A 22,957-nucleotide genomic window follows, 5' to 3' on the forward strand; every position below is an offset into this window, starting at 1 on the left:
ATTCCGCCATTGTAAAGTCTTAATTTGGGGTTTTTAATTATGAATGGCCACTTCATGTGGTTTTTTATATGGATACAATGAATCAGGCAGTCAATATTTCTGCCTGATTATCTCCCTATATACCCAAGTTGCCTCAAGATGCTCGTTTCAGCGAGAATTTGTTGGGCTCTAGGCAAGGCACTTATTTATAGACCTAGTCGTTCTACGTTGAAAATAAGTAACACCGCATAGAGCCCAACAAAACTCGCTGAGATCACTCTGAATCCTGCATTTTGAGGTAGCTTGGGTATAGATAAGTCACAGAGCATTGACTTACCTTGAAGGGGAGTATCAAACTTAGGCTGCTTGTTTGTGAAGCAGTGCTTGTAATTCACCTAAAGAACTAACTTGATAATGAGGGGTAATGTTCTCTGGTGTTTCGTTTCCATCAACATTTAGCCAACACGTATCAAAGCCTGCATTTAACCCCCCTAAAATATCAGAATGCGGGTTATCACCCACCATAAGCACATGCTGTTTTTCAGGTTGCCCCATATGTTCTAACGCATGTTCAAAAATCCCAACATGTGGCTTAGCAATACCGACTTGCTCAGAGATAATAAGTGGCGAGAAGTACTCTTTGAACCCAGTGCGTTCAAGGCGTATTTCTTGTAGTTCAGTAAAGCCATTAGTGATTATGCCCATACCCACTTTACCGTGTAGTGATGCAAGTAGCTCTTTAGCACCAGGTAGTGGGGCACAAATATCCGCCATTGCCGTTAAAAAAGCACTGTTTAATGTTTGAGTCGTCACCTCTAGTTTTTTGGCCCAGCCTTCAAAGCGGATATTCTGAAGTTGTTCTGCTGAAATTATTCCATCTTGATAGTCAACCCAAAGCGGTTTGTTTGTTGTTTGGTAAACGCCGTAATCATGTGAAGTGAAATCGACACTAAAGCGTGAAAACATCAGTTGCAAGCCTTTGAAGGCATCAAAGTGGAATAATGTTTCATCCGCATCGAACAGGATCCATTTGTACTTCATTTATCTCTCCATTAGGCAATTTTTACATATATACCCAAGTTACCTTAAGTGCTCGCGAGTTTACCATGAGTTCTGCATCTAGAGGTTATTTAAGGAATATGGATATTAACAATCTACTTATTATGAGTCAGTGGTAATTTCTTGCTGTTAAATGTTGTTTTTTTGTTAAAGTAACTATACTTCAGTGTAGGAAATGAAAGACAAGAAAAAATACACACAAATGTGGATAAACCCATTTAGCATCATGGAGTATAATAAATGGTTGAAGACATAAAATTTTATGAGCCAGAAGATAATCACGGTTTTTTATCCAACTTTGCTTTAAGTCCTATAACACTGAGTGATGTGGTATGGCCGAGTAGTGAACATTATTATCAAGCTCAAAAATTTACAGATCTAAGTATTCAAAATAAAATATTAAATGCAAAAACACCGGATGAGGCTTTTAAAATTAGTCGTGATTTTGCTGAACAAGAAAAAGATGATTGGATGGAAGTTCGTGGTGCTGTAATGCGATTCATTGTATTCGAAAAATTTCGTCAGAATACATATTTTACGCACCTATTAGTCAGTACTGGTGATCATGTTCTTAAAGAGCACTCGCATAAAGATGATTACTGGGGAGACGGTGGCGACGGAAGTGGCAGAAATGAGTTAGGTAAAATTCTCATGGATGTTCGAGAGTATTTTGCTAAAAAAGAACCTTTTAACCTTGTTCATTTTGTTGATAGTGCAAAGCTGCCTACTCAGTGGGGCACATTTCAAATGTATGGCTTCATTGAGGTGAAGACGGGGAAAGAACATCTTGCCCTTGTTTATGGTCAACCAACCTCAGGTGAGCCTACTCTTATCCGCTTACATTCTGAATGTCTAACAGGCGATGCATTATTTAGTCAACGTTGTGATTGTGGTTTTCAACTAGCTCGCGCAATGGAGAATATCGTTAAGAAAGGATCTGGGGTCCTATTATATTTGAAGCAAGAAGGGCGAGGCATCGGTTTAATTAATAAGATTCGCGCTTATCACCTGCAAGACGAAGGAGCAGATACAGTAGAAGCTAACGAAAGGTTAGGCTTTGCAGCTGATATGCGTGATTATGCCTTCTGTAGAGGAATGCTAAGTTTTCTTAATATTGAATCAGTTAGTTTAATGACAAATAATCCACGTAAGATTAATGCACTGACTGATAACGGTATTAATGTTGTTGAACGTGTCACCTTGCAAGAAGGTAATAACCCTTTTAATGAAGGTTACCTTAAAACAAAATCAGCCAAACTAGGCCATATGTTTGATGCGGAATTTATTAAGTAACTAAGATCTGTTTTTAGTTAACGACATAGAATGTATGCATACATTCTATGTCGTTGCTTTACCTTACTACCTGATTAGCACGGCTAGATGGAAAAGCCCGTAACAGTACATTATTTTAGAAAGTAGTATGAGAAAGAAGAGCCTTTTGTCGATACAAAGGCTCTTCTTTTTTTTGTCATTTTTAGTTGTGTTTTAACTCTCGCTGAACTAAGCAGATAATTAATGGGTTTGGTATAAGTAAAAATACGAGTTAATTATTACTTTGTAATTAAAGAAATAGTGTTTTTTAATCATTTCGGGGAGGAGTGATTAATTAATTTGTTCGTTATTCTTCAAGTTTCGACATTGCATTCAGCGTTAATTCAGCTATAAAACATTGTTTTTTATATTAAGGTTTGGTTCAGTTTTAAGGTGTAGAGTAGTTGTTATTGAAACGGAGCACAGCAATTTACATATTGCTTTAACTTACAATAATAAGACTTAGGAGTTTCCCATGAATAAATTTACAGTAATCTCAACTCTAATTTTGGCTTCTTCAGTGGCTCTTCCGGCGTTCGCTGCAGATACTGATTGGTTTGTTGGTGGTGGTGTTGGTTACCAGCAAGACACCATTAAAGGTGACAATGCACAGAATGGTGAAGATGCAACTTACCAATTACGTGGCGGTGCAATCATTAATGACCATCACCGTGTAATGGGTACATACAGCTACATGGATAAATCATCTCAAAATCTGTTTCTCGCTTCTTATGATTACCTGATTCCTGTCGCTCAGAAAGTGAATTTATTTGCAGGTGTATCTGCAGGTTTAGCTGATAACAAGATCAGTAATGAAAGTTCTACAGATTTTGTATGGGGTGGCCAAGTAGGCGCGATGTACGAAATTAATGATAGCTGGTCTACTGATTTGACTTACCGTTATCTTGATCAAGACTACAGCGAGCAAGCAACAAAGCTTGATTACTCTCAGCAGGTTGTATGGTCTGTTGACTACAAATTCTAAATCAACACTAATTGTGTCTGATTAACTAAAAATTTGACGTTGTTAAGAAGGGAAAATGGGCTTTTCCCTTCTTACTTTTTTCTTAGAGCAATAATCTTTCGTTTACATTGCTTTCTACAGCCTTGCCAATACTTCCCTCCTATAGAAAAAGCACCATTTTTTGTCATATCTGTCTATATTTCACCCAAACAAACCAAGATCACAAAAAAAAGCGCTAATTGGGTTGTTAATGTGATCTATATCTCTATATACTCCGCATCCGGTCAGAACCATTGAGTTCCAGCCACCTTAGTTACAAGCTGTCACCACGGAAATGTGAACGACCCACGGAGTTGGACCGGCATGATTTTAGCTTGTTATCAAGGTGACTTGTATGTTGTTTTTATTGACGGATAATCTTTTATTTTCTAAGCTCTTTAGCTTAGTTCCTACCTATTTTGCTTTCTTCCTGAAGGCTAATGATCCCCAATGGCAACATTCAGTAACACCTTCATTTTTCGACATCTATTTTAAAAAAAGCAGCAGGACGAAATAATGCAGTTGTTAATTAGTTTAGCCGGTATTTTGGTACTGGTTTTGTGCGCATGCGCAATTTCTGAAAATCGTAAAGCAATCAACTGGCGTACAGTCGGTGGGGCATTGTTTTTACAAGCAAGCTTCGCTGCATTGGTATTGTATATACCCGTGGGGCAGATGATGTTGGGGGCAATGAGTAGTGGCGTTGCGAGTATATTGGGTTTTGCTGATGAAGGGATAAAGTTTTTATTTGGTGATTTAGCAACAACAGGTTTTATCTTCGCAGTTCGTGTTCTTCCTCTCGTTATCTTCATTAGTTCTCTTATTTCTCTTCTTTATTATCTTGGTGTGATGCAGTGGGTCATTAAAGTGATCGGTGGCGGCATCCAGAAATTCCTAGGTACTAGTCGTGCTGAATCATTAGTGGCAACAGGTAATATTTTCCTTTCTCAAGGTGAATCTCCACTTCTTGTTAGACCTTTCCTTCCTAAGATGACGCGTTCTGAACTATTTGCTGTAATGACAGGTGGTATGGCATCAGTTGCGGGTAGTGTATTAGGTGGCTATGCGGGTTTAGGTGTTGAATTAAAGTACCTAATTGCTGCAAGTTTCATGGCTGCTCCTGGTAGTTTGTTAATGGCTAAAATTTTAGTACCAGAACAAAGCACGCCTGTAGAGCAAACAGATATCGAAATGGCGACCAGTGAACACAGCAATGCGATTGATGCATTAGCAGCTGGTGCGATGAACGGTATGAAAGTGGCTGTCGCTATTGGTACTATGCTTATTGCTTTTGTCAGTGTTATTGCAATGGCAAACGCAGGACTGGGCATGGTAGGTGAGTGGTTCGGCTTTGCTGGCTTAACAATGCAAGGTATTTTGGGCTACATTTTCTCACCATTAGCATTCATCATTGGTGTACCGGCAAATGAGATGCTGCAAGCGGGTTCATTCATTGGTCAGAAGATGATTCTAAATGAGTTTGTTGCTTTCCTTGATTTCGTCAGCATAAAAGAAACTTTGTCGTCTCAGAGCCAAGTTATCATTACTTTTGCATTATGTGGTTTTGCAAATATTGGTTCTATTGCAATTCAGATTGGTTCAATTGGTATCATGGCACCAGAGCGTCGTGGAGATGTGGCTAAGTTAGGCTTTAAAGCGGTACTTGCTGCAACACTCGCGAACTTAATGAGTGCAGCTTTAGCGGGCATTTTTATCTCGCTATAACAATGATGCTTGATTCGCGATAAGCGATAGAAGCATAAAAATGCCACACAGTACTTTCGTGTGGCTTTTTTTATGATAAAAATTGAACAGTGTTTTAAACTTGAATTGAGATAGTATGTACTCAAGAGATATTACAACGTTTATTATGACGGTATTTTTCAGCGTAGTGACAAGCAGGGCTGCTGCAGAGGAAGTATCGGCAGATGTTCTTTTTTTGCATACATTGAATGAACCAATGCAACTTTTACCTGAATCTGCAGTGTTCTCTACAGAGACGATATCGGTCGATGGTAGGGCTGGTGGTTTTGACTTCAATAATTCGCTGACCACAGGTTCATTACAGAGCATGCCATCTATATATACGCGTAATACTGAAAACAACTTTTATGACAGTGTTGAGTGTGAAGGAGAGGGGTGTGCTATACCTGTCGCATTGATGGCACTTGATTTTATGTTAACCAATAACCAATAATCAGCAGCAAAAAAATCAAGCTAAAAAAGGCATGATATTAACCATGCCTTCAGGTTGAATATAGCGTGTGTCGCAGTTATTAACTGAAATCGGGCTTATCGAATTGTTTAATCAATACTGACGTGTCTGAACGGTTGAGCCCGCGCTGCTGTAAATCAGCATATTTTTCATCCACTTGCTTAGCTAAGGGTAGCTCAACACCTAGCTTGTCTGCTGCATCAAAACAAATACCTAAATCTTTGCGCATCCAATCGATAGCAAAACCAAAATCAAATTTATCTTCAGCCATTGTTGCTGCTCGGTTTTCTAACTGCCAAGAGCCAGCAGCACCGTGCTTTAACACATCTGTCATTTTTTCAATATCTAAGCCCGATGACTTAGCTAAAGTAATGGCTTCAGATAAGCCTTGTAAAATACCTGCAATACAGATTTGATTGGCCATTTTTGTTACCTGCCCGTAACCCACATCCCCCATCAACGTGGCGGCTTTAGCAAAGCAATCAATAATCGGTTTTGCTTTCTCAAAGACTACTGGATCACCACCAACCATAACAGTTAGGCAGCCATTTACTGCACCTGCTTCGCCACCAGAAACGGGGGCGTCTAAGAACTCGGCGTGTACGGCATGTGCAGCCGCTGCAATTTCGCGTGCCACTTCAGCAGAAGCTGTGGTGTTATCGACTAAAATAGCGCCCGATTTTACTGAAGAAAGAATGCCATCTTCACCAGTGTAAACATGGCGAACGTCATCATCATTACCTACACAAGTAAAAATAATGTCGGCATTTTTTGCCGCTTCAGCGGGTGTTAAAGCTAGTTGACCCTTGTAGCTATTAATCCACTTTTCGGCTGTGGCTGTTGTGCGGTTAAAAACGGTAACGTTGTGGCCTGCATTGGCTAAGTGACCCGCCATCGGGAAGCCCATAGTGCCAAGTCCGATGAATGCGATATTGTGTGTTGTCATTGTTATTGTCACCTCGTTACATGTAACTAATACATAAAATATCGATTCTATGTAATTTGAAAAAGTTACGTTTTTTAAAATGTTCCAGTATTTCTGTTATCAATACTGGGTAGAAGAGGCCATCAAGTCATGGCTAATTTATTGCCTGACTAAACTTTATCATATCCATCATGTATATAGGAAGATTGTGGTAGAAGGGCAGAAATTAGGGGTAATCAGCCTATTAACCACTTGGGTATACAGGTGATTTAACAAAACATGATTTAACCTGACATCCATCCCCCCCCTAAAGTGTTATTATTTAAGTGACTAACTAAGGAGGGTACTATTATGATGAACACAAAACTTGCTACTGTTGCAGTTATCGGTATTAGTCTGATATCTGGTGCAAGTATGGCTGGGATGAACGAAAGGATGCAATGGAATATGCCTGAGTTTAACCAAATAGATCTCAATAATGATGAAACCATTAGCCCTGTAGAGTTTGAACAATTCCGTCAACAAAGGATTAGCGAACGTAAGGCTGAAGGGCGTCAGATGAAAAATATGAATCAAACTAACATGTTCGATGTTATCGATCTAAATCAAGATGGTTTGGTCGATGCTGAAGAATTTAGCCAGCATCAGGTCAATAGGCGTATGACTTGGTGATAAGCATAATTGAACATAAAACTCGTTTTATACATTAGAAATGAAAGCCTACCATTAATAGGCTTTCTGCTCTGTATTATTTGTAACGGAATGCAGCAATATAACGGGCAATTATGATTGATTCAACGCAGTTAAAGTGAGGTTATTTTAATTATCACTTGTATCAGTTGTAATTGAACATTATTATGCGCTTGTCTCAGTTTTTAATGACTAACCTTGTCTTGATTTGTAAAATATGTTCATAAATTTATTTCGTGTATTAATGATGGTGATATGTCTAGGAGCTTCTTTTGTCGCTCACGCTGACGCTCGTCTATCAAATGATGAAATAAATGCAGTGACGGTTTTAAGTCAAAATGACAGTAGCACTTCAAGTCAGCAAATCATCAGTAATGGTTTATCAGCTGTAAACACTTTCCATCTTGTGACTGAAAAGGTTGATGAATCACCAAATATTGAGCCTTTGTTTGCTAATGCACATGGCGTGACAGAAAATGATATTGCACTAAAAACGCATGACACGTTATTGGTTTGGAACTTCTCTCAACCGATTGAAAAAACACAGCGTGAACATTCGTCAGAAGGTCGTACCTATCATCTTGGTTTAGCTAATTCTTCACGTCAGGCGAATGTTATCCGTCATGATCCCGAAGAAGTTCAGCCGTATTACCAATTAGCAATAGAACTTCCCGTTCCACCCGCACCTAGCTTAGTCATTGGCTACACAATACAATTTAGTGATGCATTAAACTGGATGTTAAACACCAATCCTCCCTCTTCTCGTATATCCGGTTGGAAAGAGAGTAATCTTACCCATACGCGATATCAGCAACAACTTTCTCACGCCTAATTTGTGATTGCTTATTAAGAGCATGATCCAATTGCAATTCAATATCGGTCGAAAAATAACTTAATCTTCATCGATGTTGTACGTAATGACGCATGAATGTAAATAAACAGAATGATCCCTTATGGGATGAGTATTTCTGAGCAAGCCAATACTTAGCGATCACGCTATTGGTTTTATATTCTTATTCATGACGTCACTATTAAAACCTCAAATCACTGGGTGTCGATTGTTGAACAATAATCGCGTCAGAGTGAATTGTATGGCGACTTGAGAATGAAAAAACAAATTAAACAAAAACAAATTTTTAATCATTATTCAGCATGGAAGTATATTGTGCTGGTAGTGACGGTACTGGTAATGCTACTAAGTGCGATTCCAACTTGGTATGGCGAAGATGCAGCTGTTCAGATTAGCGCTAAAAACTCACCAGCACCTTCTGCTTTAGCTATTCAACGTCAGTTAGAAGCGAGTGGTATAACGGTAAAACGCATTGATCAGCAAGCTGATAAAACAGTTATCGTGTTAGAAAATGACAACCAACAGACACAAGCTAAAACAGTGTTATCAAATGTTGTAAAAGACAAATCAACGTTAACATTAGCGCTTGAACCTGCTGCGCCACTGTGGCTACAAAATATGGGCTTCGAACCAATTAAGCTTGGTCTTGATCTTCGTGGTGGTGTGCAATTTTTGCTTGATGTTGATATAGACCAAGTCTATAAGGCGCAGGGTGCAAGTTTAGCAGATGAACTTCGTCAGTTATTTCGTAAAGACGGTATTCGAGGCGCACGTGTTGAGCAGTCTGATGCTGATCATCTAATAGTGAAAGTGAATAATTCTGCTGCAAATAGTGCTGTTCGCAAATTTGTTAAAACACAGTATCCACAATGGCAAGCAACCAATGGCGACGGTAACAGCGTCCTGTTAGCTATGAAAGATGCAGAAAAAACAGAATTACGTAACCTAACAGTTCAACAGAACTTACAAACAATGCGTAGCCGTATTGAAGAGTTAGGTATTACTGAAGCATTGGTTCAGCGTCAAGGTGAAAACCGTATTCGTATTGAGCTACCTGGTGTGCAAGATCCTGCTGCGGCGAAGAATGTTATTGGTGCAACTGCGAGTTTGGCTTTTTATGCAGTGAAAGAGCAGGGCACTGGCAGTACGATGGAGCTGAAAAACAAACAAGGCCAGCCTGTGCGAGTAGGCCGTAATCCTATTTTGGGTGGTGACCATATTGTTGATGCCCGTGCTAGTTTTGGCGAAATGGGTATGGCTGAAGTGAATATTACCCTCGATTCATCGGGTGGTAAGATTATGTCTGATTTCTCTCGTGATAACGTTGGTAAGCCAATGGCTACCTCATACAGTGAGTACGGACGTGATAGCGAAGGTAAAACAACTCAAACCAATGAAATCATCAGTGTTGCAACCATTCAATCTCAGCTTGGTATGCGTTTTCGTATAACAGGTACCGGTTCGATGGACGAAGCACAACAGCTGGCGTTGTTACTGCGTGCAGGTTCATTAACGGCTCCTGTAACCATTGTTGAAGAGCGTACTATTGGTCCTACATTAGGGGCAGAAAATATTGAAAATGGCTTTGCTGCGCTAGGCTTAGGCTTGGGCGTTACATTGTTATTTATGGCAGTGTGGTATCGCCGTTTAGGTTGGGTTGCGAATGTAGCTTTGATTGCCAATATGATCATGTTATTTGGTTTATTAGCGTTAATTCCTGGTGCTGTTTTAACCCTGCCGGGTATTGCTGGGTTAGTACTTACTGTCGGTATGGCTGTTGATACAAACGTACTTATATTTGAACGAATTAAAGATAAGCTAAAAGAAGGACGCAGTATGGCTCAAGCGATTGATCGCGGCTTTAGCAGTGCTATCGGTACAATCTTTGATGCTAACTTCACCACAATGATCACCGCAGTTGTGTTATACGCCATTGGTAATGGTCCTATTCAGGGCTTTGCATTAACACTAGGTTTAGGTCTTTTAACCAGTATGTTCACTGGTATTTTTGCTTCTCGCGCCATCATTAATTTGGTGTGGGGTCGTGATTCTCGTCGTAATATAAGAGTGTAGTGCCATGATTATTAATATGAAAAATGCAACAAAGTGGCGTTACTTTACGAGTGCCGTGTCTATTACATTGATGCTTGTCTCTATTCTTTTAGTGGCAACTAAAGGGTTAAATTGGGGTTTAGACTTCACTGGTGGTGTTGTAAGTGAAGTGCAATTAAGCAGTAAGATTACCAGTAGCGAAATTGAACCATTATTGAAAGCGGGTCTTCATCAAGATGTCGCTGTTATCGCATCGGGTGAGCCGGGGCGTTGGGTATTACGCTATGCAATACCAGAAGCAGGCCAAGAGTTGCCATCAATAACTGATATGTTGGCTCCTATTTCAACCGACATTACGGTTCTTAACACCAGTATTGTTGGGCCTCAGGTAGGACAAGAGTTGGCAGACCAAGGTGGATTAGCATTACTCGTGTGTATGCTGTGTATTCTTGGTTATTTAAGTTACCGCTTTGAATGGCGCCTCGCATCAGGGTCTTTGTTTGCGTTGCTACATGATGTGGTTTTTGTGTTGGGTTTCTTCGCATTAACTCAAATGGAATTCAACTTAACGGTACTAGCTGCAGTGTTGGCGATTTTAGGTTATTCATTGAATGACTCGATTATTATCGCCGACCGTATTCGTGAATTATTGATTGCGAAACCGAAATGGTCGATTCAAAAAATTAATAATGAAGCGATTGCTGCAACATTCTCACGCACCATGGTGACTTCAGGTACAACGTTAATGACTGTGGGCGCACTATGGTTACTGGGTGGTGGCCCGCTCGAAGGATTCGCGATTGCTATGTTCATCGGTATTATTACAGGTACATGGTCATCCATTTCTGTGGGTACAACGTTACCTGAATTGTTTGGTTTGAAACCAGAGCATTATTTGCCAAAAGTGGTTTCAGAAGAGCCTTAGTCGAGCGAGCAAGTTTGATTAGTATATAAGACCTTAAAATAATTAAAGAGTCTTTACGTGAATGCCAGTTAGTAAATCTGACTGGCATTTTTTATACTATTCGTCTTCAGGCTTTTCCCCTTTCTGTCTTTTTTGTTCAGGATTGATTCATTTAAGATGTTATAGACTGCATTCTATTGAAGAGAAATAAAGAAAAGGGCTAAGTCATGAAAAATTTTATAGCTAGCGTTGTTGCTCTTGTGATCGGATTTTTTACCATTACCTTCGCTGCGGTAATGGGGCTATTTATTGGTATCGCAGCACTGATTGCTAAACCGTTTATTAAAAAGCGAATGACAGCTGCTTATGAAGAAGCTTTAAAGCAGCAAGGGCATCAACCCCAGCAGCAATCAGGATCGACTATTGATGGTGAATTTGAAGACATAACAAAAAGACCAGCAATGCAGTAATCCCGAAGGTCTATAGAGAATATTGAATCCGAGTGTATTTATATACTCGGATTTTTTGTATCTTCAAATTATACCTAAGTTACCTCAAGGTGTTCGCTGGTAACGCAGATATAGCACTAAGTCGTATTCTGTAAGATAATCTGAAGATAATTCTATCAATAGTACTGCAGTATGAATATTACCGACAACGAACGTGATGCCGTCTACAAGACAATATTTTCGAGAAGGGATGTTCGAAGTGAATTTAAGCCCGATCCAATACCGCAAGATGTTCTTGAACGGATTTTAACTGCTGCCCATCATGCGCCGAGTGTGGGGTTTATGCAGCCATGGGACTTTATCTTAGTTCAAAGTGACGGTATTAAATCTGTTATAAAAAAAGGATTTGAAAAGGCACATGCTGAATCAGCAGAGATGTTTGATGAGAATAAAAAACAACAATATAAACGTTTAAAATTAGAAGGTATCACTGAATCACCACTTGGAATTTGCGTGACCTGTGACCGTAGTCGAAATGGGCCAGTTGTACTTGGTCGAACAATTAAACCAGAAATGGATTTATACAGTGTAGTTTGCGCGATACAAAACTTGTGGTTGGCGGCTAGAGCTGAAAATTTAGGTGTCGGCTGGGTTAGCATTGTGCATGATTCTGTATTTCGAGATACGTTGGGTATTCCTGACAATATCGATATTGTCGCTTATCTGTGTGTCGGTTATGTTTCACATTTTAATGAAAAGCCTGAGTTAGAGAAAATTGGGTGGCTGCCAAGACAAAATTTAGAATCTGTTATTCATTATGATAAGTGGTCATCAAAATAGAAAACAAAAACGCAGTGTAGACCACTGCGTTTTATATCTCTCATAGGGGGAAGAGAGAGATTTATCGAATAACACGTCCAGAGTTAGGCGCGATTTTACCTGTACCACCTTGGTGATGCTCTGTTGTTACGCCCATTTCAGTCATTAACAGCTCTTTCATTGCTGCTGACTCACGTGGATTAGTTGGCTTCCAGCTAGAAATTATTTTCGCTTTATTGTCTTTCATTGAATATCTCCTTTTCAATACTCGCGACAGTGCGTATTAAATGATTTTTTACAAAATTTTTATATGCGATCATTCTCATACAAAACTAAGTGCATTACCAGAGAAAATTCGTATAAAGTATTTGAATGCTTATTGTAATACCTAGCACAATTTTGCATAACAACTCAAAGTGAAAAGACCACAGTGCATGGCTATAAAGCATGTCGTATTAAATATAGTTTAGATTATCAATAAAAAAGCCGACTTCAGATAGAAGTCGGCTTTTCATTCAAAACATAGCGTTGATTATTTAGCTAAAGAACGGCTCTTTAATTCAAAAATCAGTTTTTCAGCACTGCATTCAAATTTGATGCGTGCTGTTAATTCTGTGCTTTCTTCTGTTAGCTCTGATGCTTGATACTCGAAGTTAGCATTCACTTCCTTGGCTAGTGCAAGGTAGTTGTTGAATTCATTTTCTAAAGCAACTTTGCTCTGAGCGAAGATTGATACTTCAGCTACATCGTCACCTTCTTTGATAATAAAGCCCATTTCTGCAGAAACGCCGCAAGCGTCGCAGGCTTGGAATTCTTGTTCTTCGTTTGTCATGACTTTAATCCCTATTGGTTTTATGGGCTTATTCTAAAACGTCGTGACCTAGATCGCTATTCATAAATTGTGAAAAGTAAGTTTTACTGTTTTTAATCATAGGATGCACTGTTCCTGAGGATTACGTGTTAATTCATAAAATACATGTTTATTCATTCATAAAAAAGTACCTAAAGCATAGCCTTAGGTACTTACAAGTGCTTTACTAATCGTTTGAAGTAGCAAGTTTGCTACTTTGAGATCGCATATTAAACAACACTATGGCGGCAATAATGGCAACACCGACTATACGTATCCAGCTATCTGTAAAAATAATTCCGCCGGCTAACATGAATAAAATGCTCCGTTCTATCAATGATAGTGGATTAATGAGGCGTCCTTCAATACTTCCTGCAAAGGCTAGAATTAGCCCGATAGTGGTTATAATGGCAAAGACAAATCCAGACATGTTATCACCACTGTAAATGAGCCCTGAAAAAGCCATCATGGCTGGAATGAGGAAGAAACCTTGCGCGAGCTTAAAGGCTTGAATCGCTGATTTCATAGGGGAAGCATTGGCAATACCTGCACCCGCAAATGCTGCGAGAGCGATAGGGGGAGTAACATTTGATGTTTGTGATAACCAAAAAATAATCATATGAGCGGTAAGTAAACCCAAACCAAGATCAGTTAAGGCTGGTACGGCCATTATGGATAAAACGATGTACGCAGCTGTTACAGGTAACCCCATACCAAGAATAACGGCAGCGATGGCTATCAAGCCTAAAACAGACCATAAATGACCGCCAGAAAGAGCAATCAAAAATTGGGTGAACTGCAAACCAATACCCGTTTGGCCAACCACACCAACCACAATACCAGCCGTTGCACATGCAACTGAAATAGGTAGTGCTAAAAGAGCGCCTTCTTTCATACCCTGTAAGAAAACACGAAAAGTTAGTCGACTGTGTTTTCGGCACATCGCTGCGGTAAGAATAGCTGCACACCCTGCGACACCAACTAAAACAGGGGAGTAGCTCATTAACAGTAACGTCGTTATAAAAAGTAACGGGACTAAAAAGTGCCAACCTTGTTTAAGTACCACACTTAATTTTTCTACGGTATCCATGCCTTGCAAACCGAGTTTACACGCCATTAAATGCACATAAAGCAGTGTACAGCCAAAATACAAAATGGCAGGTGCAATCGAAACGAGTAAGATCTCACTGTATGGAATGCCTGTAAATTGTGCCATAACAAAAGCACCTGCTCCCATAACTGGTGGCATAATTTGGCCACCAGTAGACGCTGCTGCCTCAATACCTGCCGCTTGCTCAGGTTTATACCCAAGCTTCTTCATCATAGGAATCGTTAGTGCACCTGTGGTGACGGTGTTTGCAATGGCTGAACCAGATATTGACCCCAATGCAGCAGATGCAATGACACTTGCCTTTGCAGGTCCTCCTCGATATTTCCCTGCCACCGAAAATGCACCATCAATGAAGAACTGACCCGCACCACTTACTTGTAAAAAAGCACCAAATAACACAAAAATGAAAACAACCCCGGCCGCAATAGCCAGAGGGGCACCGAAAACGCCATTGGTTGAAAAAATATGAAAACGAATGATTTCTTCAACCGAGAACCCTTTACTCGCGACTACGTCAGGCAATATGTCGCCAAATAAAGCATACCCAAGAAAAAATACCGCGATAGCGACCATCACAAGCCCAACGGTTCGGCGGGTTGCCTCAAGTAGCAAAGCGATAATAATCACCCCTGCTAGTTGATCTGCATTGCTTAGCCCATCAAGCAAAAAGCTAATATCATCGTAATCAAATTGGATAACTCGAAGTGCAGCCCAAATAGTGAGGCCAGCAAAGGTAATATCAATTAAACGAGCGGGTAAGTAGAGGTGAGGGTGTTTGTTTATATGAACTAAAGGTTTTACAAGAAAGACTAAAATAAGTACCCAACTAAGATGAATCGGTCGGAAAATAGGGGCAGAAAGCTCTGCTGTAATACCTTGCCATACTTGAAATGCAGATAGAATAATCGCTGCGATTGTTGAAACGAACATGATTTTGTCTGCCAATACTTGGCGGAATGAAGAGGTTGTCGTCATCGCTTACTCCGTGCAATTAAACGAGTGAACCGAAAATGCAGAACGAATAGAGCACCAGTGTGATTAACAAGTGCTCTTATTTTATCGAACTCATGACCTGAATTCAGCTAGCCTGAGCTAACATAATTAAAAGGATTTACTTGGTTTGTTCGTTTAGGTATTTTTGAGCACCAGGGTGAAGAGGAATTCCCTTTAGTTGCCCCATATTTTCAATTGTCGTGAATTTAGTCACACCAATCACTTGTCGAATTTTATCGATATTATCGAAAGCGGCCTTTGTCATATCGTAAGCTAGCTCTTCGTCCATCTTGTTGTTTGCAACAAGTACGTTCCATACCGCTGGTGCTTTAAAGTCAGGCACGTTTTTATACGTATCAGCCGGTACATCAAGGCCTTGGTATGAAGGATTTGCTTCAACGATCTTCGCAAGTTCAGTATCAGTGAATGACAGAATACGGATATTACGGGTTAGGGCTAATTCAGTAATCGCGCCCACACCTAGGCTACCAACAATAACACCAGCATCAATCTGACCATTCGCTAATGCATTGGTTGTTGCAGTGTAATTCAGGGCTTGGCCATTCACATCACCTTCTTCAATACCTAATGTTTTTAAAATATTAATGGCACTCACTCGTGTACCAGACCCCGGTGCGCCCAGTGATACACGTTTACCTTTTAGCTGCTCAATTGACGTGATGTCTGAGTCGGCAGGTACCAAGAATTGAACCACATTTGGGTAAAGGGCAAAGAGTACCGATACATCCATTTTTCGTGGGAAAGGTTTTGTTCCTTCATAGGCTTGTAAAACTACATTACCCATAGCAATACCCGCTAACTGCTTATTGCTTGATACTTTAATAACATTTTCTACCGATGCCGCTGTTACTTCAGCACGCATGTTGAAGTCATCGATACTGTCACTCCACACCTTTGCAAGAATGCCGCCTAACGGGTAATAAGTACCGCTTTGGCTTCCAGTGCCAATTGTGTAATTTTCAGCAGCAGCAGGTAGCGACACTGCCAGTGTTAATGCAAGAAGCCCTGTTTTTAGAGATTGATACATTGTGCGTAAACTCCTTTTTAAATTGAAATGTATTTATCTAGTTAGACAGCTAACCTAGTAACGCATAATTGCTATGTAGCGAATATGAGTATGTAGGTGCTGAGTTTTTACACTCTGAATGTTATGGGCTTGTTATTGTTAATGGTCAATGTTGAAGCGGCGGAAATGAGACATCACCGAAGTAGATTATTGAATAGGCGTACTTCTTCCAGTTCAGCATATTGAAAATACGTAAAAATCTCAGTAATTCAATCTAGTGAAGAAATGGAAGGGATGAAATAGAAAAACAGGAAGCCAATGCGTGGGCCTCCTGTTTGTGCTGGTGTTAAAGTTAGGTTGATAGTTTGTTGTTGTGACCTTCTCGAAACTAACGACTATTTGGACCACTTACATCATAGCTATAATTTATATTGACCATTGCACGGTATTTAACTTGTCCTTTTGCTGTTGAAATTTCGTCAACCTCCACATGTGAACTTTCAACTTTTATCGAATTAGTTTCTAGCCCATATTCATATATTCCTAACGTTCTTTTTAATTTATTTGGTGATTCTTTCTGAATGTTTGAGGCAAAATTATGACCTAAATTGTACGCTCCTTCTTTTGAATCACTGATCCCTGCAGTTAGGTTTCGGGTTTCTTCTTTTGAGTCCCAAGAGAAGGCAAAAGTACTTGAACTGAATATAAGTGCTATGAATAGCAAAGCTAACTTTTTCATCGTTCATTCCTCAAATTAGATAACATAGTTATTGACCATTTCTAGTCATAAAATGATTGGGTACCTAATCTAAAAGACCTGCTTACATTGCATTTATTTCATGAAATACGCTTTTTCTGTTGAACAATTGCCGTGCAAAAGATAAACGTTGAATACCGCAAAGAAAAACGCCAGCATAATCGCTGGCGTTGTCTGTAAAGATGGGTTGGTTGTTACAATGGATGTTTATTCTTGAAGTGAATAAACCTTGCAAACTAGCGCACGAGTCTCGCCAAACGGATAGGCTTCTAGCTGCCCAAAGCCATTCATTTGTCTCGCTTTTACTTTAGTGTTTAATGGTGATGTCATACCATTTAAAAAGCGAGTAATTGCGGCGGCTGATGGCGTAGTTGTACATGCAGCTAAAAATGGATCACACCAAGCTTTAAGTACATTGTCAGATGTTTCTGGTAGCGGAAGTGCTGGTGGAAGAACAGCAATATCACCGCGGCAGACCGAGCAATGACCACATTGCTTGGGTGCATTATTATCGGCGAAGTAACTCGCAAGGTCGTGGCTTAAACACTGCGTGTTTTCAAAGAAGCTGATCATCTTATTAATACGTTTGATTTCACTGCTTTCTTTTTGACGGAATAAATCAAACAGCTTCTTCGCTTCTTCATTCACATCATATTGATTATTAACGACACGATAAACATCGGTCATTTGTTTACTTTCTAATGTAATCCAGCCTTTTTCACTAAAATAGTCGATAGCGGTTATTACTCGTTTACGTTCTGCATGGCAGCTATTCCAGAGTGCTTCAAAATCAACCGTGTACCAAGTGCGAGCTTTAGATGAGCAAGCGAAAATATTTTCAACAAATTGGCGTCGCTCACCTTGAAAATGTGCCAATATTTCGTGAGGTGTTAGGTTGCATTTGAATCGATAATCAGCAAAATACGTAAATTGCGGTTCGATAATCTTATGAATCTCGAGATAAACCAGCAATGTTTTAAGCGGTAATAAACGCACATTACTGTCTTTAGAAAGACGAGTCAGCATGACTTCCCATGCGGCAGGCTGGTTTTTAATTTCATCTAATATATATGCAATGGCATCTAGATCGGGTGTGTCACCATAAACGAAATTCTCTAAAACATTCAGCCCTGCTTTATTGGCTATAACGGTACATTCAGAATTTTCGCCGTCTCGTCCTGCACGGCCAATTTCTTGGCTGTAATTTTCTATCGACTTAGGAAGATCAAAGTGGACCACTTTACGAATGTTGGACTTATCTATACCCATGCCGAATGCGATGGTGGCAACAATACAGTTGATATTGCCGCTCATGAACTCATGTTGAATAGCTTGGCGTCGGTCGCTATCCATTCCTGCGTGATAAGCCTGTGCTTGATAGCCTTGTTGATTTAGCGCAACGGCAACGGCTTCTGCAGTTTGTTGAAGCGTGACATAGATAATGGTTGGTTGATCATTGTGATGCCCAAGTACTTTATAAAGCGTTGCTAGCTTATTATCATCTTCGGAAGCCAAAATTGTAAGGTCTAAGTTCGGGCGGTAGAAGCCAGTTACAATGATATCTTGCTCTGCAATGCCGAATTTTGTACTCATATCTTGAATGACATTCGGTGTTGCTGTTGCTGTTAGTAGCAATACTTGAGGAATGTTAAGTAGCTGACGGTAATATGGCAGTTTTAGGTAATCGGGGCGGAAATTATGTCCCCATTCTGAAATACAGTGTGCTTCATCAACCACTAATAGAGAAACCTGTACCTGAGAGATAAACTGACGGAAACGCTCGTTTTTCAGGCGCTCTACAGAAATCATTAAGACCTTGGTTTCTCCGTTTCTAACGCCTTGCATGACTTGTTGGCTCTCGTCCCATGTTTGGCTTGAGTCAATAGATGCCGCTGGGATCTTTTTGGATCGCAAGAAATCGAGTTGATCTTTCATTAATGCTAAAAGAGGGGAGATCACTAGTGTTAAGTGAGGTAGCTGAACTGCAGGTAATTGATAGCATAAAGATTTACCTGACCCTGTAGGGAAAATAGCAGCAGCAGATTGCCCGTTAAGAACACGAGTAATAACGTCTTCTTGTCCTTTACGTAAACTATCGAAGCCAAAGTAATCTTTAAGTGTTTGATGATACATACAGAGTGCGCGCTCACTTTACAAATGAACAGCAATAATAGCCTAACTGACAATAAGATAGTAAGCGTTGTAAGCCGATAGGTGGAACTTTTAGAGCTAAAGTGAGTTTTCTTGCAAGATAATCAATCGGTAAAAATGCCAATATGCACCAGAGGTAACTTGGATACACAAGTATTGGCATTTTTCTTTGTACTCAATGTTTGACCGTTTTATGATTAATAACGGTATTACTTATCTTCGAATTGCTGTGCTAAATGATGAAAATCATCCACTTTATCTTTTAGTGTTGAGCCTGTTTTTTCTACGTCAGCAACATCTTGAAGATTCTGTTCAGAAGCATCGGCAATGGAATGGATATGTTGACCAATTTCACTAGACAAGCTTTCTTGTTGGGTAGCAGAAGAAGAAACTTGAGAGATTAGCTTGTTAATCGTCAGCATATTGGTTTCTACTTTTTGCAAACAATCAGCACCTTTCTCTGCGATATTCACACATTCGTTCGTCTTATCACGATTGCTTTCGATCAGGTTTTGCCAATTTTCAATTGTGGTTAGCATTTGCTCAATGCTGGTTTGGATTTGCTCTGTCGCATTTTGCGTTCGAGAAGAAAGAGCGCGCACTTCATCGGCAACAACCGCAAACCCCCGGCCGTGTTCGCCTGCTCGTGCAGCTTCTATGGCAGCATTCAAAGCCAGTAAGTTGGTTTGTGCGGCAATACCGCTTATTTCAGACATGACAGTACTGACTTTACCGGCTTCGCTACTAAGTTGGTGCGTTGCGGAGGTTGCTTGTTCGGCTTGTGCTGAGAGTTGCTGTAAGCTTTCTTGTGTTGAATCAAGTTGCACACGGGTTAGATCGCAGTGAAAACGGGTTTCATCTAATAGTGAATGGGTTTCGCTGGCATGATTTGAGACTGTTCGAGCAGAGTCAGACATATCATTTACTGCATTCGCAACATGATGAATATTGTCATTTTGTGAGCTAATAGCATGTGTTACTCGGCTGGCGGTATCGCTGAGTTGATCGGCTAAATCATGCAAAGGTTCAGCAGAATCTGTCATTCGACCGAGTACAGTTCGAATACGTGCCGACATCAATTTTAAATGGAAATCTGCAATAGAAAATTGGTCATTACCAGAAAAAATCAATCGACTGACACTGTCATAGCGTGATTGAAGCTGCTTCAGCTGACGTGGCGTATTAATGAGTTCTTGGCGGAAAAACAAACTAATAACGGCAGCAGGGGCAATGCTTAATACGCTTTGTAGGCTCATGCCTGTGTGTATTATGCTTGCTGTAACGGGGAGTGCACATGATATTGCTAATGCCGCGTATTTGATGCCATCGGGTAAAGAGAAAGCTATCTGTCGCCCTTTTTTCTCGGCATTTAGTAATTGCTTATAAGCTGATGTTGCAACGTTAACCCATTGTGCTTTGGGTTTAACACGAACAGATTGGAAACCAATGACTTTTCCATGTTCGTGAATCGGTGTGACATATGCATCTACCCAATAGAAACCGCCTTCTTTGGTTTTATTTTTTACAATTCCTCTCCATGCTTTGCCATCTCGCAAGCATTGCCATAAATCAGCAAATGCAGCTTTAGGCATGTCAGGGTGGCGGATAATGTTGTGGTTTTGACCTATGAGCTCTTCGGGACTATAACCAGCCACCCGACAAAAAAGCGGATTACAGTAAGTAATAACACCTTTTGTATCTGTCGTAGAAACTAATTGTTCGTTATCAGAAAAGGTAGATTCTTTATTTATGAGGGTGGCTGACACGGAATGACCTTATTTTTAGTATGTTATTATTGTGTGTCAATGAAACCACATTATTGCATTAAATATCAATAGATTAATGGAGTGTTTCTGTTTGTTGCGGGTGTGGGCGGTAAAATAATAAAAATAACAAGTTTATTTTTGCTTACATTATCAGCAAGGGAAATATTAAATGTGTCAGTATTATCACAATGAATATTTTACGACAGAAATAAAGTGATCGCATATCGAGAATATGAGGTGCAGCTTGTTTCATACCTGTGCATTTCTGATATTAAGCACTCGTGATAAAACAATAATCAAAGGAAATATATGTCGTGGTTCTATAATCTTAGTTTTCGTTGGAAGCTTGCGTTGCCTACTGGGCTTATTGTTGTTGTATTCATGGCTATTTTGAGTATGGTTTTATTTGTGTTCAACGATTTAGCACGAACAGATGCATTGCAAAGTGATGAAGTGCAACCTGTGCTAAATGAAATGGAAGAAGGTTATCGTGATCTTTACCAGGTTATAACTGCAGGGCAAGGGGTGATCTTAGCTGCAGGAGATCAAGATAGGATAAAATATAATCAGCAAGAATTTTACGATGACAGCAGTAAAACATTAACTCGTTTTAAATCACCTACATTATTGCTTGATAATGGTTTTATTAATTCGTCGGGTCGTGTATCGGTACAAACTTTACCTACCCTTTACAGTCAATGGTTAACGCATTACTCCTATATTGCCGAAAATCCTGATAGTGCTGCTGATTATTATCAAAACAATCAGAAACAGATCCAGAAAGAATTTAATCAGTTGCAAGCAGCATATAAAGATATTCGTATTCAAATAGAGCAGGCACAACTTGAACTTAAAGAGCAGATGAATGATGAGATTAGTCTTACCATTATTGTGTTAGAAGTGGGTGCACTGGTGGTCATTATTTTATCTATTGTGATTACATGGTTCGTATCTAGCATTATTCTTGCGCCTTTACAGCGGCTTTCTACAACAATGGAAAATATTGCCTCGGGTGAAGGTGACCTAACGCAACGAGTGCCTGTCGAAAGTCGTGATGAAATAGGGCAATTAGCCACAGCGTTTAATGAATTTGTATCAAAAATCCACGCTACGATCACTGAAGTGTCGGTGACAATGAAATCTGTGCGTGAAGAAACGCAACAGATTCAAAAAGAAACACAAGGTGTCGTGTTAAACGCATCAGAACAACAAGCTGAAAGCGCGCACGTTGCCACCGCTGTGCACGAGATGAGTGCAACAAGCGATAACGTGAGCTCACATGCAAATGAGGCCGCTAGCGCGAGCCAATCTGCAGCCGGTGAATCAAATGCAGCGAAAAGAATTCTTGGTAATACGGTCACTTCTATTCATCAATTAGCGGATGATATTGAAACATCGAGCGGCGTTATTACGAATCTTGAGCTAGATGTCAGTAACATAGCCTCTATTTTAGATGTTATTCGTGGCATTGCAGATCAAACCAATTTATTGGCATTAAACGCTGCCATTGAAGCAGCACGAGCGGGTGAGCAGGGGCGTGGTTTTGCTGTTGTTGCTGATGAGGTGCGTTCTTTAGCCAGTAAAACCCAAGATAGTACTGGCGAAATACAAGTGATGATTGAGCGTTTACAACGTGGTGCGCATGATGCTGTTCAAGCGATGGCAAGAAGCCAAGAAAGTGGTACTGCAACTGTTGATCAGGCGAATAGTGCTAATGAGTCGTTAGATGCAATTAGCCAGTCGATTGAAGTGATCAATGAAATGAATATGCAGATTGCGACAGCGGCCAATCAACAAAGCCAAGTCAGTGAAGATATTAATCAAAATATTCAGAAAATTGCAGATAAGAGTCAAGAGGTTGTGTTTAAAGTTCAATCGTCAGAAAAAGCATTTGCAGCATTAGCTGGTGATTGTAAGCGGTTAGATACACTCATTGGTCAATTCAATATATAGCTATATGTCATGGTAAATAAAAAAGCCGGAGCACTTTCTTCAGTGTGCTTCGGCTTTTGTCATTAGATGAACGCAGTTTGCAGCTTTAATGTG

20 protein-coding genes are annotated in these 22,957 nt (G+C 40.0%); 11 read left to right on the top strand and 9 right to left on the bottom strand.

Annotated features, from left to right (window positions below):
• Positions 1-336: 336 nt before the first annotated feature.
• Positions 337-1,020: a pyrimidine 5'-nucleotidase gene (gene yjjG / locus C9J47_RS15720; RefSeq protein WP_107254354.1), complete on the bottom strand. Its 684-nt coding sequence runs from the start codon at positions 1,018-1,020 to the stop codon at positions 337-339.
• A 258-nt stretch (positions 1,021-1,278) separates the two neighbouring features.
• Here yjjG and ribA point away from each other — a divergent pair, with 258 nt between their 5' ends.
• The 4 genes from ribA to C9J47_RS15740 all read left to right on the top strand — a co-directional run bounded on the left by ribA (position 1,279) and on the right by C9J47_RS15740 (position 5,549).
• Positions 1,279-2,331: a GTP cyclohydrolase II gene (gene ribA / locus C9J47_RS15725; protein ID WP_107254355.1), complete on the top strand. Its 1,053-nt coding sequence runs from the start codon at positions 1,279-1,281 to the stop codon at positions 2,329-2,331.
• Between the two features lie 493 nt (positions 2,332-2,824).
• On the top strand, positions 2,825-3,334 hold the full coding sequence (locus tag C9J47_RS15730) for a porin family protein (RefSeq protein WP_107254356.1): 510 nt from the start codon (positions 2,825-2,827) through the stop codon (positions 3,332-3,334).
• 534 nt (positions 3,335-3,868) lie between these two features.
• Positions 3,869-5,077: a NupC/NupG family nucleoside CNT transporter gene (locus C9J47_RS15735; RefSeq protein ID WP_107254357.1), complete on the top strand. Its 1,209-nt coding sequence runs from the start codon at positions 3,869-3,871 to the stop codon at positions 5,075-5,077.
• A 115-nt stretch (positions 5,078-5,192) separates the two neighbouring features.
• A complete protein-coding gene (locus C9J47_RS15740; RefSeq protein ID WP_107254358.1) occupies positions 5,193-5,549 on the top strand; it encodes a hypothetical protein in 357 nt (118 codons plus the stop codon).
• A 79-nt stretch (positions 5,550-5,628) separates the two neighbouring features.
• Here C9J47_RS15740 and C9J47_RS15745 read toward each other — a convergent pair whose 3' ends face one another.
• A complete protein-coding gene (locus tag C9J47_RS15745) occupies positions 5,629-6,513 on the bottom strand; it encodes an NAD(P)-dependent oxidoreductase (RefSeq protein ID WP_107254359.1) in 885 nt (294 codons plus the stop codon).
• 330 nt (positions 6,514-6,843) lie between these two features.
• Between C9J47_RS15745 and C9J47_RS15750 the strand changes: the two genes are divergently transcribed.
• The 6 genes from C9J47_RS15750 to bluB all read left to right on the top strand — a co-directional run bounded on the left by C9J47_RS15750 (position 6,844) and on the right by bluB (position 12,277).
• Positions 6,844-7,164, top strand: a complete 321-nt coding sequence (locus C9J47_RS15750; RefSeq protein WP_107254360.1) for an EF-hand domain-containing protein — start codon at positions 6,844-6,846, stop codon at positions 7,162-7,164.
• 235 nt (positions 7,165-7,399) lie between these two features.
• Positions 7,400-8,014 (top strand): hypothetical protein, encoded by a 615-nt coding sequence (locus C9J47_RS15755; RefSeq protein WP_245903492.1) that lies wholly within the window; start codon positions 7,400-7,402, stop codon positions 8,012-8,014.
• A gap of 267 nt (positions 8,015-8,281) precedes the next feature.
• Positions 8,282-10,105 (top strand): protein translocase subunit SecD, encoded by a 1,824-nt coding sequence (gene secD / locus C9J47_RS15760; RefSeq protein ID WP_211321764.1) that lies wholly within the window; start codon positions 8,282-8,284, stop codon positions 10,103-10,105.
• A gap of 4 nt (positions 10,106-10,109) precedes the next feature.
• Positions 10,110-11,009 carry a protein translocase subunit SecF gene (gene secF, locus C9J47_RS15765; RefSeq protein ID WP_107254362.1) on the top strand — a complete coding sequence of 300 codons (900 nt, stop codon included), beginning with the start codon at positions 10,110-10,112 and terminating at the stop codon, positions 11,007-11,009.
• Positions 11,010-11,215: 206 nt separating this feature from the next.
• Positions 11,216-11,458 carry a hypothetical protein gene (locus tag C9J47_RS15770; RefSeq protein WP_107254363.1) on the top strand — a complete coding sequence of 81 codons (243 nt, stop codon included), beginning with the start codon at positions 11,216-11,218 and terminating at the stop codon, positions 11,456-11,458.
• A 171-nt stretch (positions 11,459-11,629) separates the two neighbouring features.
• Positions 11,630-12,277 carry a 5,6-dimethylbenzimidazole synthase gene (bluB, locus tag C9J47_RS15775; RefSeq protein ID WP_107254364.1) on the top strand — a complete coding sequence of 216 codons (648 nt, stop codon included), beginning with the start codon at positions 11,630-11,632 and terminating at the stop codon, positions 12,275-12,277.
• 61 nt (positions 12,278-12,338) lie between these two features.
• Here the strand turns inward: bluB and C9J47_RS27145 are convergent, their stop codons facing one another.
• The 7 genes from C9J47_RS27145 to C9J47_RS15805 form a co-directional block, all read right to left on the bottom strand.
• The gene (locus C9J47_RS27145) at positions 12,339-12,503 is read right to left on the bottom strand and encodes a hypothetical protein (protein ID WP_170107523.1); all 165 of its coding nucleotides are present in this window, start codon (positions 12,501-12,503) and stop codon (positions 12,339-12,341) included.
• A 285-nt stretch (positions 12,504-12,788) separates the two neighbouring features.
• Positions 12,789-13,088 (bottom strand): YfcZ/YiiS family protein, encoded by a 300-nt coding sequence (locus tag C9J47_RS15780; protein WP_107254365.1) that lies wholly within the window; start codon positions 13,086-13,088, stop codon positions 12,789-12,791.
• 205 nt (positions 13,089-13,293) lie between these two features.
• Positions 13,294-15,192, bottom strand: coding sequence for a TRAP transporter permease (locus tag C9J47_RS15785; protein WP_107254366.1), 1,899 nt, complete (start codon positions 15,190-15,192; stop codon positions 13,294-13,296).
• A gap of 136 nt (positions 15,193-15,328) precedes the next feature.
• Positions 15,329-16,258 carry a TAXI family TRAP transporter solute-binding subunit gene (locus C9J47_RS15790; protein WP_107254367.1) on the bottom strand — a complete coding sequence of 310 codons (930 nt, stop codon included), beginning with the start codon at positions 16,256-16,258 and terminating at the stop codon, positions 15,329-15,331.
• Positions 16,259-16,625: 367 nt separating this feature from the next.
• Complete coding sequence (locus C9J47_RS15795) at positions 16,626-16,976, bottom strand: DUF3316 domain-containing protein (RefSeq protein ID WP_107254368.1); 351 nt, start codon at positions 16,974-16,976, stop codon at positions 16,626-16,628.
• Positions 16,977-17,201: 225 nt separating this feature from the next.
• A complete protein-coding gene (locus C9J47_RS15800) occupies positions 17,202-19,127 on the bottom strand; it encodes a RecQ family ATP-dependent DNA helicase (protein ID WP_107254369.1) in 1,926 nt (641 codons plus the stop codon).
• Between the two features lie 227 nt (positions 19,128-19,354).
• Entirely contained in the window at positions 19,355-20,911 is a 1,557-nt protein-coding gene (locus tag C9J47_RS15805; RefSeq protein ID WP_107254370.1) for a methyl-accepting chemotaxis protein, read from the bottom strand.
• Positions 20,912-21,220: 309 nt separating this feature from the next.
• On the opposite strand from C9J47_RS15805, the gene C9J47_RS15810 reads away from it, so the two are divergent.
• Positions 21,221-22,864, top strand: a complete 1,644-nt coding sequence (locus tag C9J47_RS15810; protein ID WP_107254371.1) for a methyl-accepting chemotaxis protein — start codon at positions 21,221-21,223, stop codon at positions 22,862-22,864.
• Positions 22,865-22,957: the final 93 nt, after the last annotated feature.

It is taken from the genome of Photobacterium indicum (genome assembly GCF_003026215.1).
Taxonomy (GTDB): domain Bacteria; phylum Pseudomonadota; class Gammaproteobacteria; order Enterobacterales; family Vibrionaceae; genus Photobacterium; species Photobacterium indicum.

Excerpts from the sequence above, each read along its gene's own strand:
- yjjG (WP_107254354.1), bottom strand. The coding sequence starts at position 1,020 with ATGAAGTACAAATGGATCCTGTTCGATGCGGATGAAACATTATTCCAC.
- ribA (WP_107254355.1), top strand. The coding sequence starts at position 1,279 with ATGGTTGAAGACATAAAATTTTATGAGCCAGAAGATAATCACGGTTTT.
- C9J47_RS15730 (WP_107254356.1), top strand. The coding sequence starts at position 2,825 with ATGAATAAATTTACAGTAATCTCAACTCTAATTTTGGCTTCTTCAGTG.
- C9J47_RS15735 (WP_107254357.1), top strand. The coding sequence starts at position 3,869 with ATGCAGTTGTTAATTAGTTTAGCCGGTATTTTGGTACTGGTTTTGTGC.
- C9J47_RS15740 (WP_107254358.1), top strand. The coding sequence starts at position 5,193 with ATGTACTCAAGAGATATTACAACGTTTATTATGACGGTATTTTTCAGC.
- C9J47_RS15745 (WP_107254359.1), bottom strand. The coding sequence starts at position 6,513 with ATGACAACACACAATATCGCATTCATCGGACTTGGCACTATGGGCTTC.
- C9J47_RS15750 (WP_107254360.1), top strand. The coding sequence starts at position 6,844 with ATGATGAACACAAAACTTGCTACTGTTGCAGTTATCGGTATTAGTCTG.
- C9J47_RS15755 (WP_245903492.1), top strand. The coding sequence starts at position 7,400 with ATGTTCATAAATTTATTTCGTGTATTAATGATGGTGATATGTCTAGGA.
- secF (WP_107254362.1), top strand. The coding sequence starts at position 10,110 with ATGATTATTAATATGAAAAATGCAACAAAGTGGCGTTACTTTACGAGT.
- C9J47_RS15770 (WP_107254363.1), top strand. The coding sequence starts at position 11,216 with ATGAAAAATTTTATAGCTAGCGTTGTTGCTCTTGTGATCGGATTTTTT.
- bluB (WP_107254364.1), top strand. The coding sequence starts at position 11,630 with ATGAATATTACCGACAACGAACGTGATGCCGTCTACAAGACAATATTT.
- C9J47_RS27145 (WP_170107523.1), bottom strand. The coding sequence starts at position 12,503 with ATGAAAGACAATAAAGCGAAAATAATTTCTAGCTGGAAGCCAACTAAT.
- C9J47_RS15780 (WP_107254365.1), bottom strand. The coding sequence starts at position 13,088 with ATGACAAACGAAGAACAAGAATTCCAAGCCTGCGACGCTTGCGGCGTT.
- C9J47_RS15785 (WP_107254366.1), bottom strand. The coding sequence starts at position 15,192 with ATGACGACAACCTCTTCATTCCGCCAAGTATTGGCAGACAAAATCATG.
- C9J47_RS15790 (WP_107254367.1), bottom strand. The coding sequence starts at position 16,258 with ATGTATCAATCTCTAAAAACAGGGCTTCTTGCATTAACACTGGCAGTG.
- C9J47_RS15795 (WP_107254368.1), bottom strand. The coding sequence starts at position 16,976 with ATGAAAAAGTTAGCTTTGCTATTCATAGCACTTATATTCAGTTCAAGT.
- C9J47_RS15800 (WP_107254369.1), bottom strand. The coding sequence starts at position 19,127 with ATGTATCATCAAACACTTAAAGATTACTTTGGCTTCGATAGTTTACGT.
- C9J47_RS15810 (WP_107254371.1), top strand. The coding sequence starts at position 21,221 with ATGTCGTGGTTCTATAATCTTAGTTTTCGTTGGAAGCTTGCGTTGCCT.